This window comes from Piscinibacter gummiphilus, assembly GCF_002116905.1.
Taxonomy (GTDB): Bacteria; Pseudomonadota; Gammaproteobacteria; order Burkholderiales; family Burkholderiaceae_C; genus Rhizobacter; species Rhizobacter gummiphilus.
In genome coordinates this window covers 480964-498969 of record NZ_CP015118.1, presented here as the reverse complement: position 1 = coordinate 498969, position 18006 = coordinate 480964, and the positions used below count along the sequence as shown (strand labels likewise).

At 69.8% G+C, this 18006-nt stretch carries 17 protein-coding genes; 8 read left to right on the top strand and 9 right to left on the bottom strand.

Annotated features, from left to right (window positions below; genetic code table 11):
- Window positions 1-52: 52 nt before the first annotated feature.
- The 4 genes from A4W93_RS02150 to A4W93_RS02135 are packed head-to-tail and all read right to left on the bottom strand — an operon-like array spanning window position 53 to window position 3342.
- Window positions 53-1489, bottom strand: coding sequence for an NAD(P)(+) transhydrogenase (Re/Si-specific) subunit beta (locus tag A4W93_RS02150; protein ID WP_085749052.1), 1437 nt, complete (start codon window positions 1487-1489; stop codon window positions 53-55).
- Entirely contained in the window at window positions 1486-1800 is a 315-nt protein-coding gene (locus A4W93_RS02145) for an NAD(P) transhydrogenase subunit alpha part 2 (protein WP_085749051.1), read from the bottom strand. The genes A4W93_RS02150 and A4W93_RS02145 overlap by 4 nt, the downstream gene beginning before the upstream one ends.
- A 22-nt stretch (window positions 1801-1822) precedes the next feature.
- On the bottom strand, window positions 1823-2188 hold the full coding sequence (gene panD, locus A4W93_RS02140; protein ID WP_085749050.1) for an aspartate 1-decarboxylase: 366 nt from the start codon (window positions 2186-2188) through the stop codon (window positions 1823-1825).
- Window positions 2189-2226: 38 nt separating this feature from the next.
- Window positions 2227-3342 carry a Re/Si-specific NAD(P)(+) transhydrogenase subunit alpha gene (locus A4W93_RS02135; protein WP_085749049.1) on the bottom strand — a complete coding sequence of 372 codons (1116 nt, stop codon included), beginning with the start codon at window positions 3340-3342 and terminating at the stop codon, window positions 2227-2229.
- A gap of 129 nt (window positions 3343-3471) precedes the next feature.
- Between A4W93_RS02135 and A4W93_RS02130 the strand changes: the two genes are divergently transcribed.
- Together A4W93_RS02130 and mnmA are read left to right on the top strand one after the other, a co-directional pair.
- Window positions 3472-3960 (top strand): NUDIX hydrolase, encoded by a 489-nt coding sequence (locus A4W93_RS02130; RefSeq protein WP_085749048.1) that lies wholly within the window; start codon window positions 3472-3474, stop codon window positions 3958-3960.
- A gap of 47 nt (window positions 3961-4007) precedes the next feature.
- On the top strand, window positions 4008-5141 hold the full coding sequence (gene mnmA, locus A4W93_RS02125; protein WP_085749047.1) for a tRNA 2-thiouridine(34) synthase MnmA: 1134 nt from the start codon (window positions 4008-4010) through the stop codon (window positions 5139-5141).
- Here the strand turns inward: mnmA and A4W93_RS02120 are convergent.
- A complete protein-coding gene (locus A4W93_RS02120; protein WP_085749046.1) occupies window positions 5108-5740 on the bottom strand; it encodes a CAP domain-containing protein in 633 nt (210 codons plus the stop codon). The two genes, mnmA and A4W93_RS02120, sit on opposite strands and share 34 nt — an antisense overlap.
- A gap of 184 nt (window positions 5741-5924) precedes the next feature.
- On the opposite strand from A4W93_RS02120, the gene A4W93_RS30175 reads away from it, so the two are divergent.
- The 4 genes from A4W93_RS30175 to A4W93_RS02100 are packed head-to-tail and all read left to right on the top strand — an operon-like array spanning window position 5925 to window position 11020.
- Window positions 5925-6539 (top strand): methylamine utilization protein, encoded by a 615-nt coding sequence (locus A4W93_RS30175; protein ID WP_085749045.1) that lies wholly within the window; start codon window positions 5925-5927, stop codon window positions 6537-6539.
- A gap of 17 nt (window positions 6540-6556) precedes the next feature.
- Window positions 6557-8971, top strand: coding sequence for a putative bifunctional diguanylate cyclase/phosphodiesterase (locus tag A4W93_RS02110; protein WP_237357665.1), 2415 nt, complete (start codon window positions 6557-6559; stop codon window positions 8969-8971).
- Window positions 8972-9020: 49 nt separating this feature from the next.
- Window positions 9021-9731 (top strand): c-type cytochrome, encoded by a 711-nt coding sequence (locus A4W93_RS02105; protein WP_085749043.1) that lies wholly within the window; start codon window positions 9021-9023, stop codon window positions 9729-9731.
- Window positions 9728-11020, top strand: coding sequence for a cytochrome c (locus A4W93_RS02100; protein ID WP_085749042.1), 1293 nt, complete (start codon window positions 9728-9730; stop codon window positions 11018-11020). The genes A4W93_RS02105 and A4W93_RS02100 overlap by 4 nt, the downstream gene beginning before the upstream one ends.
- Before the next feature lie 102 nt (window positions 11021-11122).
- On the opposite strand, the gene A4W93_RS02095 is transcribed toward A4W93_RS02100, so the two are convergent.
- Genes A4W93_RS02095 through A4W93_RS02080 form a run of 4 tightly spaced genes read right to left on the bottom strand, consistent with a single transcriptional unit; the run spans window position 11123 to window position 15808 of the window.
- Window positions 11123-11716: a hypothetical protein gene (locus A4W93_RS02095; protein ID WP_085749041.1), complete on the bottom strand. Its 594-nt coding sequence runs from the start codon at window positions 11714-11716 to the stop codon at window positions 11123-11125.
- Window position 11717: 1 nt separating this feature from the next.
- A complete protein-coding gene (locus tag A4W93_RS02090) occupies window positions 11718-12539 on the bottom strand; it encodes a porin family protein (protein WP_085749040.1) in 822 nt (273 codons plus the stop codon).
- 13 nt (window positions 12540-12552) lie between these two features.
- The gene (locus A4W93_RS02085) at window positions 12553-14784 is read right to left on the bottom strand and encodes a patatin-like phospholipase family protein (RefSeq protein ID WP_169726498.1); all 2232 of its coding nucleotides are present in this window, start codon (window positions 14782-14784) and stop codon (window positions 12553-12555) included.
- A 46-nt stretch (window positions 14785-14830) separates the two neighbouring features.
- A complete protein-coding gene (locus A4W93_RS02080; protein WP_085749039.1) occupies window positions 14831-15808 on the bottom strand; it encodes a LysR family transcriptional regulator in 978 nt (325 codons plus the stop codon).
- Between the two features lie 126 nt (window positions 15809-15934).
- Between A4W93_RS02080 and A4W93_RS02075 the strand changes: the two genes are divergently transcribed.
- Window positions 15935-16828, top strand: a complete 894-nt coding sequence (locus A4W93_RS02075; protein WP_085749038.1) for an alpha/beta hydrolase — start codon at window positions 15935-15937, stop codon at window positions 16826-16828.
- Window positions 16821-17999 (top strand): efflux RND transporter periplasmic adaptor subunit, encoded by a 1179-nt coding sequence (locus A4W93_RS02070; protein ID WP_085749037.1) that lies wholly within the window; start codon window positions 16821-16823, stop codon window positions 17997-17999. The genes A4W93_RS02075 and A4W93_RS02070 overlap by 8 nt, the downstream gene beginning before the upstream one ends.
- The last annotated feature ends 7 nt before the right edge of the window (window positions 18000-18006 follow it).

The window sequence follows — 18006 nt, the reverse complement described above, 5'->3', positions numbered from 1 at the left end:
CCGATCCCCGGGTTTTCATCCCGGACGTGCGCCTGTCTCCCCGCGGTGTGACTTACTCGATGGCCTTGACCATGTCCTCGACGACCTTCTTCGCGTCGCCGAACACCATCATGGTCTTGTCCATGTAGAACAGCTCGTTGTCCAGGCCGGCGTATCCGGCGGCCATCGAGCGCTTGTTCACGATGATGGTCTTGGCCTTGTAGGCCTCGAGAATGGGCATGCCGTAGATGGGGCTGCCCTTGGTGTGCGCGGCGGGGTTCACCACGTCGTTGGCACCGAGGATGATGGCGACGTCGGCCTGGCCGAACTCGCCGTTGATGTCTTCCATTTCGAACACCTGGTCGTAAGGCACCTCGGCCTCGGCGAGCAGCACGTTCATGTGGCCCGGCATGCGGCCGGCCACGGGGTGGATCGCGTACTTCACGGTCACGCCCTTCTCGACGAGCTTGGCGGCCAGCTCCTTCACGGCGTGCTGCGCGCGGGCCACGGCCAGGCCGTAGCCGGGCACGATCACCACGGTCTCGGCGTTGCCGAGCACGAAGGCCGCGTCGTCGGCGCTGCCGCTCTTGACCGGCCGGGCCTCGGCCTTGCCACCGCCGGCCGCCGCAGTGTCGCCACCGAAGCCGCCCAGGATCACGTTGAAGAACGAGCGGTTCATCGCCTTGCACATGATGTAGCTCAGGATCGCGCCGGACGAACCGACGAGCGAGCCCGCGATGATCAGCATGCTGTTGTTCAGCGAGAAGCCGATGCCGGCCGCCGCCCAGCCCGAGTAGCTGTTGAGCATGGACACCACCACCGGCATGTCGGCACCGCCGATCGGGATGATGATGAGCACGCCCAGCACGAAGGCGATGGCCAGCAGCAGGACGAAGTCGACGTTGGCCTGGCTGATGGTGTAGCCGGCGATGAAGAAGATCAGGCCGAGACCCAGCACGAGGTTCAGCAGGTGCTGGCCCTTGAACGAGACCGGGGCGCCCTGGAACAGCCGGAACTTGTACTTGCCCGACAGCTTGCCGAAGGCGATCACCGAACCGCTGAAGGTGATGGCGCCGATGGCCGCGCCGAGCGCGAGCTCGAGGCGGTTGCCGAGCGGGATGCCCTCGCCCTTGGCCGAGATGTGGAACGCCCACGGCTCGACGGCCGCGGCCACCGCGATGAACACCGCGGCGAGGCCGATCATGCTGTGCATGAAGGCCACCAGCTCGGGCATCTTGGTCATCTCGACCCGCTTGGCCATCACGGTGCCGAGCGTGCCGCCGGCCAGCAGGCCCAGCAGCACCCAGGCGAGGCCCCCGACGGGCGAGGCGCCCAGCTGGCCCGCGATCTTCCAGATCAGCGCGCCGGTGGTGAGCACGGCGATGGCCATGCCCAGCATGCCGAACACGTTGCCACGGATGGACGTGGTGGGGTGGCTCAGGCCCTTCAGGGCCTGGATGAAGAAGACGCTGGCGACGAGGTACAGCAGCGTGACGAGGTTCATGCTCATGCCGACACCCCGTCCTTCTTCTTGTCCTTCTTCTTGAACATCTCCAGCATGCGCCGGGTCACCAGGAACCCGCCGAACACGTTGACCGCGGCGAGCGCCACGGCGAGCACGCCCATCGTCTTGCCGAGGCCCGTCTCGGTGAGGGCCGCCGCGAGCATCGCCCCCACGATCACGATCGCCGAGATGGCGTTCGTCACCGCCATCAGCGGTGTGTGCAGGGCCGGCGTGACCGTCCACACCACGTGGTAACCCACGTAGATGGCCAGCACGAAGATGATGAGGTTGATGATGGTCGGCGAGATGATGTCCATCCGACGTGCTCCTGGTTGAAGATCAGAACTTGCGGATTTCCTTGATGGCGTTCTGCTCGTCGAGCAGGACCACCTTGGGCTTGTACGTCGCGGCCACGTCTTCGGACATCGTGGCGTAGGTGCAGATGATCAGCAGGTCGCCCACCTGGGCGCGGCGCGCGGCGGCGCCGTTGAGCGAGATGACGCCCGAACCCGGCGGCGCCTTGATGATGTACGTCGAGAACCGCTCGCCGTTGTTGATGTTGTAGAGCTCGATGCGCTCGAACTCCTTCATGTCGGCAGCCTCCAGCAGGGTGCTGTCGATGCCGCACGACCCTTCGTAGTGCAGGTCGGCTTCGGTGACGGTGGCGCGGTGCAGCTTGGCCCGCAGCATGACTCGATTACTCATGACTTCTCTACTGACTCACAAACACAAGAACAAGAATTTCAGGCGCGCTTGACTTCGCCGCCCTGCGTCATGAGGCAGGCAGCGACGATGTCGTCGTCCATCGGAACCTGGAACGCACCTTCCTTCGTGAAGACGAGCTTCAGGAAGTCGAGCACGTTGCGCGCGTACAGCGCGCTCGCGTCGGCCGCGACCAGCGCGGGCAGGTTGGTCTCGCCGACCAGCGTGACGCCGTGCTTGATCACGACCTTGTTCGCTTCGGTCAGCGGGCAATTGCCGCCCTGCGCCGCGGCGAGGTCCACGATCACGGAGCCCGGCTTCATCGCCTTGACCATCTCCTCGGTGACGAGCACCGGCGCGGCACGGCCCGGGATCAGCGCGGTGGTGATGACGATGTCGGCCGCGGCCACGCGCTTGGCGACCTCGATCTTCTGGCGGTCGAGCCAGCTCTGCGGCATGGGCTTGGCGTAGCCGCCCACGCCCTCGGCGGCTTCCTTCTCTTCCGGCGTGTCGTACGACACGTCGATGAACTTCGCGCCCAGCGACTCGACCTGCTCCTTCACGGAGGGGCGCACGTCGCTCGCCTCGATCACGGCGCCCAGGCGCTTGGCCGTCGCGATGGCCTGCAGGCCCGCGACACCGACGCCCAGGATCACGACCCGCGCGGCCTTCACGGTGCCGGCGGCGGTCATCAGCATCGGGAAGAAGCGCTGATAGCGGTCGGCCGCGATCATCACGGCCTTGTAGCCGGCGATGTTGGCCTGCGAGCTCAGCACGTCCATGCTCTGCGCGCGCGTGGTGCGCGGGGCAGCTTCGAGCGCGAAGCTCGTGATGCCGGCACCGGCCATGCGGACGAGGTTGTCGCGGTCGAAGGGGTTCAGCATGCCGACGAGTGCGGCGCCGCGGTCCATCAGGCTCAGTTCGGAGTCGACCGGTGCGCGCACCTTCAGCACCAGCTCGGCGCCGAAGGCCCCGGCCTGGTCGGTGATCTCGGCCCCCGCGGCCACGTAGGCCTCGTCGGTCACGCTGGCGGCAACGCCGGCACCGGACTGCACCTTCACGGTGTGGCCCTGGGCTTTCAGCTTCTTCACGGTCTCGGGCGTGACGGCGACACGCGATTCCCCAGCCGCCGTTTCGAGCGGAACCCCAATCAACATGAAAGCCTCCTCAGGCGTGGGCGAACCGGAACTTTCACCCAACTTACAAAGACGAACGGGCCGCAAGCGTAACCGATCGGCAGCGCTCCGGGTTTACCCGGAGGCCCGTTTCCCCTAGCATGCCGGCCCATGAACGACCGATGGAAACCCAGCGTGACCGTGGCCGCCGTGATCGAACACGAGGGCCGCTATCTCCTCGTCGAAGAGGAGACGCCCGAAGGCCTGCGGCTCAACAACCCGGCCGGTCACCTCGAGGCCGGCGAGACGCCCGAACAAGGTGTCGTGCGCGAGGCGCTCGAAGAAACCGCACGCACGTTCGTTCCGGAATGCGTGGTGGGCCTGTACCTCTCGCGCTTCCAGCGCGCGGCCACCGGCGAGGATGTCACGTACCTGCGGCTCGCGTACGGCGGCACCGCGGGCGAAGCCGACCCCACGCGGTCGCTCGACGACGGCATCGTGCGCACGCTGTGGATGACACTCGACGAAGTGCGCGCGAGCCACGAGCGCCATCGCAGCAGCCTTTTGCTGCGGTGCATCGAAGACCACGCCGCGGGCCGTCGCCTGCCGCTCGACACGGTGTACGCCGACCCCACGCTGATCGACCCCGAGCGGAAGTGAATCGCCCCGCGCGGGCGGGCGGGCGCCGGCTTCCTTAAAATCGCCGCATGGTGAAACAACGTGTGGTCGTGGGATTGAGTGGTGGCGTGGATTCGGCCGTCAGTGCCCACCTGCTGAAGCAGCAGGGCCACGAGGTGGTCGGCATCTTCATGAAGAACTGGGAGGACGACGACGACAGCGAATACTGCTCGTCGCGCCAGGACTTCCTCGACGCCGCGAGCGTCGCCGACGTGCTCGGCATCGAGATCGAACACGTCAACTTCGCCGCCGACTACAAGGACCGCGTGTTCGCCGACTTCCTGCGCGAATACCAGGCCGGCCGCACGCCGAACCCCGACGTGCTCTGCAACGCCGAGATCAAGTTCAAGGCCTTCCTCGACCACGCGATGCGCCTGGGCGCCGAGAAGATCGCCACGGGCCACTACGCCCGCGTGCGCGAGGTGCCCGGTTCGTTCCAGCTGCTCAAGGGCCTCGATCCGCTGAAGGACCAGAGCTACTTCCTGCACCGCCTGAACCAGGCCCAGCTGTCGAAGACGCTGTTCCCGGTGGGCGAGCTGCCGAAGACCGAGGTGCGCCGCATCGCCGCCGAGATCGGGCTGCCCAACGCGAAGAAGAAGGACTCGACGGGCATCTGCTTCATCGGCGAGCGCCCGTTCCGCGAGTTCCTGAACCGCTACCTCGCGAACAAGCCCGGCCCCATCAAGGACGACCAGGGCCGCAAGATCGGCGAACACGTGGGCCTGAGCTTCTACACGCTGGGCCAGCGCAAGGGCATCGGCATCGGCGGCCTGAAGCACGCCGACGCGGCGCCGTGGTTCGTGGCCCGCAAGGACATGGCCGCGAACACGCTGTACGTGGTGCAGGGCCATGAACACCCGTGGCTGCTGTCGCACCGCCTCACGGCCGACGACACGAGCTGGGTGGCCGGCCATGCGCCCACGGGCGGCGCGCTGGCCGCGAAGACCCGCTACCGCCAGGCCGATGCCGCGTGTGCGATCGGTGCGGGTGCGGGCGACACCTTCATGCTCGATTTCCCCGAGGCCCAGTGGGCCGTGACACCCGGCCAGTCGGCCGTGCTGTACGACGGGGAGGTGTGCCTGGGCGGGGGCGTGATCGCCAGCGCCTCGCCGGGCGAGGCGCCCACGCTTCAACGCGGCTTGGCGAGTTCCATCGTCCAGTAGGTGCCGTAGGTGGACCCGGCGGACTTGGCGCAGCTGAGGCCGATCTGGGTGACCGTGCCGCTCATGATGTTGGCGCAGTGCCCGGGGCTCGCCTGCCAGCCGCTCATCACGGCGCTCATGGTGCGCGGGCCCGCGGCGATGTTCTCCGCCACGGAGCTCCACGTGTAGCCGGTGGCGCTGATGCGCTGGTCGAACGTGCGGCCGTCCTGGCTCGTGTGGCTGAAGTAGTTCTTCGTGGCCATGTCCAGCGAGTGGCCGTAGGCCGCCTGCGTCAGCTTGTCGTTCCACGCGAGCGCCGGCACCGCCGGGTAGGTGGTGCTGCCGCACGTGCGGGGCTGCGCCCGGAAGGCGTTGACCTGGGCGAGTGCGTCGGCCTGGAAGTTGGCCACGTCGCAGTTGCCCGTGTATGGGGTCGCCGTGACGGTGTCGCCCGGCGGGGAGGTGTCGCCGGTGGAGCCGGTGCCGCCCGCGGTGTCGGTCGGGGTTTCGCTGGCCGTCGGGGTGGAGGCCGGCGCGTCGTCGCCACCACCGCCGCAGGCCGCGAGCGCGGCGACGCAGGACAGGGTGACGACACGGAAGAGAAGGTCGAGCTTGATCATGACGGCCAGACTATCGGTTCGCCTGGCCGCTTGCTGCGTGAAAGTGTCACAGCCGGTGAAAACGGTCCCACCATGTCGTGAGGTCCGTCACGTGATCGGGCGCCGCGGTTCAAGGACGCCGCGCCGGGGGCCGATACCCTGCTGAGCGGGCCACGAGCCTGCAGCGCTTTTCCACCCATTCCCGATGCCCGTGTCCTGCCTGCCCCCTTCCCTGGCCCTCGTCCTGACCCTGCTGTCCCACGGCATCGTCGGGGCCGCGACCCTGTCCGTGACGGTCAACGACGCCGCCGGCCGGCCGCTGCCCGACGCGGTCGTCATGCTGGAGCCGGTCAACGGCCGCCTGCCGGTCAAGCCGATGACCGCGGTCGAGGTCGGGCAGTCCGCCCGGCAGTTCACGCCGGCCGTGACCGTGGTCACGGTGGGCACCTCGGTGAGCTTCCCGAACCACGACACGGTTCGTCACCACGTCTATTCGTTTTCGCCGGCCAAGACCTTCGAACTCAAGCTGTACGCGGGCGTGCCCGCCACGCCGGTCGTGTTCGACAAGCCCGGCGTGGCCGTGCTCGGCTGCAACATCCACGACCAGATGGCCGCGTGGATCGTCGTCGTCGACACCCCGCACTTCGCGCGCACGACCGCCGGCCCCGCGCAACTGGCCGGCATCCCGCCCGGCAACTACCGGCTCAAGGCCTGGCACCCCACGCTGCCGGTCGACATGGCCCCGCAGGCCACGGTGGTGACCGTCGGTACGGACGACCAGGCGGCCACCATGCGCCTCGCGACCCGGGTCACTCCATGAACCGGCCCGAACCCCTGATGCAGACCCTGAGGGGCATGACGCGGCGCTCGCTGGGCGTGCGCATCGTGCTCCTGTTCCTCGGGCTGCTGCTCGCGGTGCAGGCGGTGAGCTTCATCGCGATCCGCGCCACCATCGACCGCAATGCCCGCACGTCCATCGCCAGCTCGCTCCTCGCCGGCGACCACCTGTTGCACCGCCTGCTCGACCAGAACGCGCAGAAGCTGATCCAGGGCGCGAGCCTGCTCGCGGCCGACTACGGCTTCCGCTCGGCGCTCGCGAGCCACGACAACGACACCATCGCCTCGGTGCTCGCCAACCACGGCGACCGCATCGGCGCCACCGTTTCCGCGCTGCTCGACACCGGCTTCGCGCTGCGCGCTGCCGCGCAGCCCGGCCTCGAGGAACTGCAGCCCGCCATCCACCGGCTGGCCGAACGGGCCGGGAGCTCCAAGCCCGCCAGCGAGGTCGTCGTGCTCGGGCGCCGCCCGTTCCAGCTGGTGCTGGTGCCGATGCGCGCGCCGGTGGTGGTCGGCTGGGTGCTCATGGGTTTCCCGATCGACCGGCCGCTGACGGACGAGATGCGCGACCTCTCGTCGCTGCAGGTGAGCCTGCAGGTGCGCGAACACGGCTCGACCGAGTGGCGCACCGCGGTCTCGACCCTGCCACCCGACGCCGTGGCCGCGCTCGAGGCTCAGGTTCCCGATGCCCCGCTGCGCTTGCCCGACGGCGAATACAGCAGCCGCCAGGTGATGCTCGCCCAGGGCGTGACCGGCGAGGTGTCGGCGCTGCTGATGCGTTCGGTGGACGAGGCCGTGGCGCCGTACCGCCGGCTGCAGTTCGGCCTCGCCGCGCTCACCCTGCTGGGCGTCGTGGTGTTCGCCGTGGGCAGCGTGCTGACCGCCCGGCGCGTCACCACCCCCATCCGCCGCCTCGCCGCGGCGGCCGAACGCCTGGGGGCCGGTGACTACACGACCCCGCTGGCCGGCCGTCACCGCGCCGATGAAATCGGCGAGCTGGCCCAGTCCTTCGAGCGCATGCGCATCAGCATCGCGGACCAGCAGCAGGAGATCCTGAAGCTCGCGTACTGGGACACCCTCACCGGCCTGCCCAACCGCGTGCGCTTCCGTAACGCCGTGACGGAGGCCACCGAAGCCGCGCGCACCGCGGGCCGGTCCGTGGCCGTCGTGATGCTGGACCTCGACCGCTTCAAGCACGTCAACGACGTGCTGGGCTACCGCGTCGGCGACCTGATGCTCAAGGGCGTGGCCGAACGCCTCGTGCAGCAGGCCGTGCGCGGGGGTGACCTGGTGGCCCGCCTCGACGGCGACGAGTTCGCCGTGCTGCTGGCGGACCTCGACCCCGCCAACGACCAGGCGCTCGCGTTGGCCGTGGCACAGCGCATCAACCAGGCGATGGACCGCAGCCTCACGCTGGAGGACCAGGCCGTCGACATCAGCGCGAGCATCGGCGTCGCGCTGTGGCCGCACCACGCCGCCGACACCGACACGCTGCTGAGCCGCGCGGAAGTCGCGATGTACTCGGCCAAGCGCCGCCGCGACGGGCCGACCGTCTACGACGCGAAGCTCGACGCCGCGAGCAGCCAGACGCTGTCGCTTCTCACCGAACTGCGTCACGCCGTGGACCATGGCGAGCTGCGCCTGTACCTGCAGCCGAAGCTCGGCCTCGACACCGCGCGGGTCGTGGGCGCCGAGGCGCTGATGCGCTGGCAGCACCCGCAGCGCGGCCTCGTGCCGCCGATGGAGTTCATCCCGTTCGCCGAACAGACCGGCTTCGTGCGCGTGCTGACGATGTGGGTGTTCGAGCAGGCCGCCCGCGAGTGGAAGCGCCTGCACGACAACGGCCTGCAGCTGACGCTGTCGGTCAACCTGTCCACCCGCGACCTGCTCGACCAGGAGCTGCCGCAGAAGTTCGAGGCCCTGCTGATCCGCCACACGGTGCCGGCCGAGGCCTTCTGCCTCGAGATCACCGAAAGCGCGATCATGGACGACCCCGAGCGCGCCCTCGGCACGCTCGAACGCCTGAACGGCCTCGGCTTCCGCCTGTCGATCGACGACTTCGGCACGGGCTATTCGTCGCTCGCCTACCTGAAGCGCCTGCCGGTCGACGAACTGAAGATCGACAAGTCGTTCGTGCTCAGCATGGAACGCGACCTCGACGACGCCCGCATCGTGCGCTCGACCATCGACCTCGCCCACGGCCTCGGCCTGACGGTGGTGGCCGAAGGCGTGGAGAACGCGCAGTCCTGGGAGCTGCTGCGCGCGCTGCACTGCGACGAGGCCCAGGGCTTCCACATGAGCCGCCCGCTGCCGGCCGACGAGTTCCTGCGCTGGTCCATGCTGTGGACGGCCCGCCACGCCCAACCCGCGCTGCCCGCCGGCAGCGGCTCCGACATCACGGTGACGCTGCACTGACGCACACACGCGCAGGCAGGAAACGCCCCCTGCTGCTACGCTCGGGGGCATGTCCCTCCGTTCGCTGCTGACCCGCGCCGCCCTCGGCGCCCTGCTGGCCGCCCCGGCGCTGGCTGCGCCGCCGCCGTTCGAGGACTCCATCGCCCAGCGTGTCCAGGCCTGCACCGGCTGCCACGGCGACCAGGGCCGCGCCGGCCCCGACGGCTTCTACCCGCGCCTCGCGGGCAAGCCGGCCGGCTACCTGCACCACCAGCTGCTGAACTTCCGCGACGGGCGGCGGCACTACCCGCTGATGACCCACCTGGTGGCGCCGCTGACCGACACCTACCTGCTCGAGATGGCGACGTACTTCTCCCAGCTCGACGTGCCCTACCCGCCGCCGGCCGGCCAGCCGCCCGCGGACGTGGTGGCCCGCGGCGAGTCGCTCGTGTACCGCGGCGACCCGATGCGCGACGTGCCGGCCTGCGTGTCCTGCCACGGCGAACGCCTGACGGGCGTGGCCCCGGCCATCCCGGGCCTGCTGGGCCTGCCGCGCGACTACCTCAACGCCCAGTTCGGCGCCTGGCGCACCGGCAAGCGCCGCGCCCACGGGCCCGACTGCATGTTCGAGGTCGCCAAGCGCCTGGACCTCACCGACATCAACGCGGTCTCGTCCTGGCTGGCCTCGCGGCCGGTGCCCGTGCCGGCGAAGGCCGACACCTCGCTGCCGAAGCCGCTGCCGATGCCCTGCGGCGGCGTGCCGCAGGAGGCGGCGAAATGATCCGCCGCATCGCCCTCGTGCTGCTGGCCCTCGCGCTGCTGCTCGCCGCGGCGGTGGTGTGGCTCAACTCGCGGGGCGAAGACCCCATCCCCGCCGGCGCCGCCCCCACGCAGGGCACGCCCGAGCAGGTGGCCCGCGGCCGCTACCTCGCCACCGCGGGCAACTGCCAGGGCTGCCACACGGTGCCCGGCGGCGACGCCTACGCCGGCGGGCGGGCCATCGACACCCCGTTCGGTGCCGTCTTCTCGTCGAACCTCACGCCCGACCCCGACACCGGCATCGGCACCTGGTCGGCCGACCACCTGTGGCGTGCGCTGCACCATGGCCGCTCGGCCGACGGGCGCATGCTGTACCCGGCCTTCCCGTACCCGAACTACACGCACGTCACCCGCGAGGACTCGGACGCGATCTACGCGTACCTGCGCACCCTCGCGCCGGTGCGGCGAACGAACACGGCCCACACCGTGGGTTTCCCGTACAACACGCGCCCCGCGCTCGCGGTGTGGCGCGCGCTGTTCTTCTCGCCGGGCGGCAGCCTCGCCGACGCGTCGCAGAGCGCCGACTGGAACCGCGGCGCCTACCTCGTGCAGGGCCTCGGGCACTGCAACGCGTGCCATTCCGCGCGCAACCTGCTCGGCGGCACCACCGGCGTGCTGGACCTGAGCGGCGGGCTGATCCCGATGCAGAACTGGTACGCCCCGTCGCTCGCGTCACCCGACGAGGCCGGCGTGGCCGACTGGGAGGTCGCCGAGATCGTGGCCCTGCTGCGCGACGGCGTCTCGCCCCGCGCCACGGTGATCGGCCCGATGGCCGAGGTGGTGCGGAACAGCACCCAGCACCTGGCCGCGGCCGACCTGCAGGCGATGGCCACGTACCTGAAGGCCCTGCCGCAACGCCCCCGCGAGCCGGCGCCACCCGCCAGCGCGGCGAGTGCGGCCAGCGCCCCCGCGGCCATGCGCCTGAACACCCGCGGCCGCGAGGTGTACGAACTGCATTGCGCGCAATGCCATGGCGTGGAGGGCCAGGGCGTGTCGGGCGCCTACCCCGCGCTCGCGAAGAACCGGGCCGTCACGATGGAGCCGCCCGCCAACCTCGTGCGCGCCGTGCTGCTGGGCGGCTACGCCCCGGCCACGGCCGGCAACCCGCGGCCGTACGGCATGCCGCCGTTCGCCACGGTGCTCGACGAGAACGACGTGGCCGCGGTGCTGACGTACGTGCGCACGCATTTCGGGAACGAAGGCACGGCGGTGACGGCGCTCGAGGTGCACCGGTACCGGACGCACGACTGAAAAAAATGTCATCCCGGCGAAGGCCGGGACCCTGGGCCGGCGCCGAAGGTCCCGGCCTCCGCCGGGATGACAACCTTCTTTCCACCCCTTTTCGTTGCTCGTTCAGCCCGCCAGCACGTCGTACCGCCGCACGATGTACGACACCTGGTACAGCAGGTTCGCCACCGCGAACGCGAGGTGGAAGCGCACGTCCTTCACGACCGCCGCCACGCCGCACAGCCCGAGGTACACGGTCAGGCGGATCGGGAACTCGAGGCCCATCGCGGCGACGTACTCGGGGCCCTTGAGACGCGTGTCGAGCGCGTCGACCACGAAGCCCATCGCCAGAAGCCCGAAGAACCACCGCCGGCGCGACAGGAAGTAGTCGCGGTAGCCCGCGTACTCGGCGAGGTCGGTGGGGAACAGCAACGCGCACAGCAGGAAGTTCACCACCGCGTAGTACAGCACCAGCAGGTAGACCTCGAAGCGCCAGCCCTGCACCCGCGCGAGTTCGTACTCCCACCACCAGAAGTGCAGCAGCAGGAGCAGCGTGGAAGCCACCCACAGCAGGTGGATGGCATCGGGCTTCAGGCGACCCGGGTGCTGCACGAACCCCGCGACACCCGTCAGCAGCCGGGCCATGCCCAGGCTGACGACCATGCCGAGCACCACGCGCACGTGGACGAAGACGTTGGGGTCCGCGGCGTGTGCGTCCATCTCAGAAGCCGGCCTCGAGCATGAGTTGGGGGCCCTTGTAGGTCAGCTCGAGCCGGCCGCGCCAGCCGGTGTCGTCGGCGTCGAGCCGGTAGTCGGTGAGGCGATAGCCCGCGCCGAGGCTGACGTTGGGGCTCACGCGGTACATCACGTTGCCCTGCAGGTTGAAGAGGCGCCCGCGGTAGTGGTCGAACTTCAGGTAGAACAGGTCGGCCCGTCCCGACAGCAGCCACTGCGGCGACACGAGCCACGTGCCGAACGCGCCCACGGTGGGCAGCGGCACGGTCTCGTCGCGCCGGTCCTTCTGCACCGCGAGCAGGCTGCCGTTGAAGGACCCGAGCCCTTCGAAGGCCGCGCGGAACGTGGTCACGTGCAGCCCGCCGATCACCCCCGCCTCGGCGTCGGGCTCGCGCAGGAACGCGTAGCCCACGCCGGCACGGTACACCTTGGTGTCGAACTCGCTGGTGATCTCGACCTGGGCCGGGTAGGTGATCTCGTCGATGACGATGTCGCGGTCGATCAGGTGCTGGCGCGCGCCGCGCGTGAGCTCGAAGTATTCGAACTCGAAGCGCCAACGTTCGGCCCAGCGCGCGCCGATCAGCAGCGAGCCCACGGTCTTGCTGTCGTCGAGGCCCAGGTCGCGCTCGAAGTCGATGGTGGTGCCCTGGCCGCTGCTGGAGTCGACCCGCAGGTGGGAGTCGATGGCCGGCCGGTAGGCGCCCAATTGCACCCAGGCGCTTCGGTCCAGTTCGTTGGCCCGTGCCACTTGCGGCAGCACGAGGGCCGTGGCCACCAGCGTGGCCGCCCGCGCGGAAAGTGTGATCATGTCCGGCTCCTCGTCACGGTTGCCCCAGGTACAGGTACACCGCGTTGGCTCCGTCTCCTCCCCGGCCGAACGCCCCGTAGATCGGCCCGAGCGGCGTGTCCATGGAGGCGTAGATCGAGAAGCCATGACGTGTGAACGCGTCGCCTCCCTTGGAGACACTGTCACCGATGCGTCCCACCTCGGCCGACGCGCCGATGAATGCCCCCGACAGGAAGCCAGGCAATGAGAGCCGGTAGTTGTAGACGAGGCGGCCGAACGCCAGTTCGCGTCCGAGGAACTGACCCGTGGCATAACCCGACAGGCGCAGGAAGCCTCCCAGGCTGTAGAGCTCGTGCACCGGCAGATCGTCGTCGCCCAGCGCCTTCGCGCCACGCAATCCCACCTGCAACGAATGGCGGCCGAAGGCCTGCGCGGCGTTGAGGTTCGCGGACGCCTTCGTGTAGGTCTCGTCGGCACCGAAGGTGGGGCGTGACGCGTACAACCTCACTTCGCCCTGCCAGCCCTGGGTGGGGAAGCGGATGCTGTCGAGCGAATCGAAACGCAGCCGCGCGAGCACGCCACCGGTCTCCTGCGGGGGCTGCAGCAGCTCCGGCGGGACGAGCCCGGTGTCGAGCAGCATCTTGACGTGCCCGCGGGTCAGGCCCACGCGGAATTCGGCGCTGCGGCCGATGGGGGTGCCGAGGTCGAGCCCCACACCGATGTACTGCACCCGGTACTGGCCGATGCGGCTGCCGTCGCCGTCGCTGCTGCCGTCGCTGTTGTCGTAGAGGTCGAACGGATTGCGCGTGAACTCGGCACGGGCCGCGACGAACAGGCGCTGCGCGGCGGTCAGCGGCTGGTACCACTCGGTGGCGAGGCGGTCGGTGTGGCCGATCTGCACGTCGTTGCGCCATTCGGCGCCGAGGTGGTTCAGCCACGTGGCGCGGTGGCTGGCGGCGAGGTTGAAGAACGAGTTGCCCTTCAAGTCGCTCGACAGCCCGAGGCCGAAGCGCAGGTACTGCGGCCCCCAGGACTTCTCGGTCACCTCGGCCGTGAGCACATGGCCGACGCCGGGCTCCTCGCTCACCGTGTAGGCCACGCCCTCGAAGTCGCCGCGGGCGTAGATGCGCTTGATGTCGGCATCGGCCTTCTTCACGTCGAACGTGTCGCCCGCCTTCGTGTGCATGGACGCGGTGACCACCTCGGGGTTCACGCGTTCGGTGCCCTTCACGCGCACCTCCGCGACGGTGAACGGCGCCTGCTCGCCGGACCGCACCGTGCTCGCCCGCCAGGCCGCGTAGCGCGGGCCGTCGATGGCGTAGCGCATGAGGTCGGGGATGGCCAGCCGCGCGGCGGCCTCGCCCGCCGCGGCGGCCTCGCTGAGCCGGTCGAAGTCGGCCGTGGTGACGGTGCCGAGGTCGGGGATCAGCAGGATGTCGTCGGGACCGATCTCGCTCACCGACTTCGCGACGTTGGTGTTGGTCAGGATGCGCGTCATCTGGTCCGACACGGACAGCAGCGACTTGATCTCCTCGCGCTTGAGCAGCGGCGTGCCGATGTTGACGGCGATGATGACCTCGGCGCCCATCGCCCTCGCCACGTCCACCGGCAGGTTGCGGCTCGGGCCGCCATCGACCAGCAGGCGGCCATCGAGCTCGACCGGTTCGATCACCGCGGGGATGGCCATGCTGGCCCGGATCGCCTGCGCGAGGTTGCCGCGCGACAGCACCACCATCTCGGCCGTGGCGAGGTCGGTGGCCACCGCGCGGAACGGGATGGGCAGGCGGTCGAAGTTGTCGGTGCGCTGGCGGTGCGTGAGGCGGCGCAGCACCGCCTCGAGCGACACGCCGGCCACCGCGCCCTTGGGCAGCGCGAGCGAGCCGTTCTGGATGCCCACCTCGGGGCCGATGTAGTTGAACGAGTCGTGGATCTTGCTGTTGAGCGGCACCTCGGAGCGGTCGACGTCGTGCAGCAGCAGCGACGTGCTGAGCCCCTTCATCTCGGCTTCGATCTCGGAGAGCGGCATGCCCGTGGCGTACGCCGCCGCGACGATGGCCCCGGCGCTCGTGCCGACGACGATGTCGACCGGCACGTTGAGTTCCTCGAGCACCTTGAGCACGCCGATGTGCGCGCCGCCCCGGGCGCCGCCGCCGGACAGCACGAGGCCGACCTTCGGGTGGGCCTCGTCGTCGGCCGCTGCCGACGTCACTCCCCCGAGCGCCCCCACCGCACACACCGCCGCCGCGATGCGCCGCATCCAGCCCATGCTTGACCTCGTCTCGTTGTCAGGAGCCTCTCGGGCCCCACGTCCGTCAGGCCGTGACTGCGCCTTCCGCATTGTCGTGCCTGATCCAGTCGCACTGGTTCGGATTCAGGCGGGTGCACAGCTGCATGCCGGCGTGGTGTTCGAAGATCTCGGCGACCCATTCGACGAACACGCGCACCTTCGGCGACAGGTGGCGGTTCGAAGGGTAAACCACGTGGAAGGGAATCGGGTCGGACATCCATTCGCCCAGCACGATTTCCAGGGCCCCGCACTCGAGGTACTGGTTGAACACGTGGGTGGGCAGCCGCCCGACGCCCAGGCCCGCGAGGCAGGCGTCGACGTAGGCGTTGGTGTCGTTGAGGGTCAGCGGGCTCGACACCGGCAGCGTCACCCGCTGGCCGTCGCGCGAGAAGTCCCAGTCGAAGAGGTGCCCGGACCGCTGCCCGAAGTAGTTCAGGCAGACGTGGTCCCTCAGGTCCTGCGGGTGCTGCGGACGGCCGTGTTTCGCGAGGTAGGCGGTGGTGGCGCAGGTGACCACGTGCATCGTGCCCACGCGTCGGGCGATCATCGACTGGTCCTCGATCTCGCCGCCGCGCAGCGCGCAGTCGACCCCGTCGCTCAGCAGGTTCAGCGGGCCGTCGCTGCAGCCCAGTTCCAGCTGGATGTCGGGGTAGCGCTCGAAGAAGGTGTGCAGCGACGGGATCAGCAGCCGGCTGGCCACGGCCGTGGCCACGTCCACCCGCAGCCGCCCGCGCGGGTTCGCCTGGCGGGACGAGAACGACTCCTCCGCGTCACGGATGTCCTCCAGGATGCGCACGCAGCGCTCGTAGTAGGCCGCCCCGTCGGCCGTGACCGACACCCGCCGGGTGGTGCGGTGCAGCAGCCGCACCTTCAGGTGGGCTTCCAGCTCGGAGACGCTCGCCGACAGCGTGGCCTTCGGCGTGCCGAGCAACTCGGCCGCCTTGGTGAAACCGCCGGTGTCGACCACCCCGACGAAGGCGCGCATGGCTTTGATCGTGTCCATTGTCCGGATTCCTGAACAGTGCTTCTCGGAAAAGACACTTTATCTCAACCGGTCGGACAAATAAAGTTCTGCTGCGCCGCACAAGTGCCGGCGCGTGCATTGTTCCTCCGTGTTTACCAGTAGTCCATGACCACCCCTTCCACCGACCCGGATTCCCTGCCTCGCGGCCAAGCGGACGAGACGTTCGAGTGGCCGGGTGCGAGCGGGCGGCTGACGCTGCGCCTCTACACCCCCGGCCCGCGGAAGTCCGAAGCGCTGCTCGTGTTCTTCCCGCCGGGCGGGTTCGTGGAGGCCGACCTGGACGCCGCCGACGACTGCCTGAAGTCGTTCGCCGAGCTGTGCCAGGTGACGATCCTCTCGCCGAGCTACGCGGTGGCGCCCGAGCACCCCTTCCCCGCCGCGATCGAGGACACCCACGCCGTGCTGAAGCTCGCCGGCTCCCGGGGCAGCCGGCTGCGCGGCTGGACCGGGCGGCACCTGGTCGTGGGCGGCATCGAGGCCGGCGGCAACCTCGCCGCCGTCTCGACGCTGATGGCCCGCGACCGCCTCGGCCCGAAGGTGGCCGGCCAGGTGCTGCTGATGCCGATGCTCGACCCGAGCATGCGCGAGGGCCGCGACTCCCAATACGCCCCGGTGCCGCAGGCGCTCACGGATGCCTTCCGCGACTACCTGCCCCGCGCCGCCGACCGCGTGCACCCGTACGCCTGCCCGCTCGAATCGAGCCGGTTGGCGGGGCTGCCGCCCGCCCTGTTCGTCTACGCCGACGGCGATCCGCTGTCGGCGGGCGCCGTCGCCTACGCCGACAAGCTCGAACGCGCCGGCGTCGCCGTGCAGCGCACGGTGCTGCCGGCCAGCGCCCTCGCGAACGTCGAGGAGCGTTGCGAGGCCGCCGGCAGCGATCCCTGTTGCGAGGCGGTCAAGACCTTCCTCGCCCCCTTCACCGTTCCGGCACGGTCCCATCCGTCGAAGTCCGTTGCATCCGTCCTCCACAAGAAAACACCCGAGGTTCCCCATGACTGACCGCCCCATCTCCCTTGCCCTGACCATCACCTCCCTCGCACTCGCATCGGCCGGCATGCTCACCCTCGGCGCGTGCTCCAAGGGCATCGACGCCCAGGCGCAGACGGCCCCGCCGCCCCCGCCCGTCAGCGTCGCCGCCGTCGTCGCGAAGAAGGTCACCGAGCTGAGCGAGTTCTCCGGCCGCATCGAGGCGGTGGAATCGGCCCAGATCCGTGCCCGCGTGCGCGGCACGGTCGAGGCCATCCACTTCAAGCCCGGCTCGATGGTGAAGAAGGGTGACCTGCTCTTCACGATCGACCCGCGTGCGTACCACGCCGAAGCGCTGCGCGGCGAGGCCTCGGCCGCCGCCGCCGCGGCGAAGGCCGAACTGGCCCGCACCGAACTCGAACGCTCCAAGCGCCTGCTGGCCGACAACGCCATCGCGCAGAAGGACTTCGACGAACGCGCCGCGAACGCCCGCCAGCTCGACGCGGCCGCCCGCGCCGAACAGGCGGCGCTGGCCTCGGCCAAGCTGAACGTCGAATACTCCTCGGTGCGCGCCCCGTTCAGCGGCCGCATCGGCAAGGCCGAGGTCACCATCGGCAACCTGGTGGACGGCAACATCGTGCTGACCTCGCTCGTGTCGGTGGACCCGGTCTACGTGGCCTTCGACGGCGACGAGACCACCTACCTCGCCCTCGGACCGGCCGCCCGCGGCGGCGCCGAAGCGGTGAAGGTGCGCCTGGGCCTCGCGAACGAGGCCGGCTTCCCGCGCGAAGGCCGCCTCGACTTCGTGGACAACCGCATCGACCCGACGTCGAGCAGCGTGCGCATGCGCGCGGTGGTGGACAACAAGAACGGCACGCTGACCCCGGGGCTGTTCGCCCGGGTGCAGATCGGCGCCGAGGCGAACAGCACGGCCGCCGTGCTCATCAACGACACGGCCGTCGGCACCGACCAGAACCGCAAGTACGTCTACGTGCTGGGTGAAGGCAACAAGGCCGAGTACCGGGTGGTCGAGCTCGGCCAGTCCATCGACGGCCTGCGCGTGGCCCGCACCGGCCTGAAGCCGGGCGACAAGATCGTCGTCAACGGCCTGCAGCGCGTGCGCCCGGGCGCCCCCGTCACCCCGCAGGAGGTGCCGATGGCGGCACCGGCCGCGTCGGGCGTGACCATCGCGTCCGCCAAGTAAGACAAGA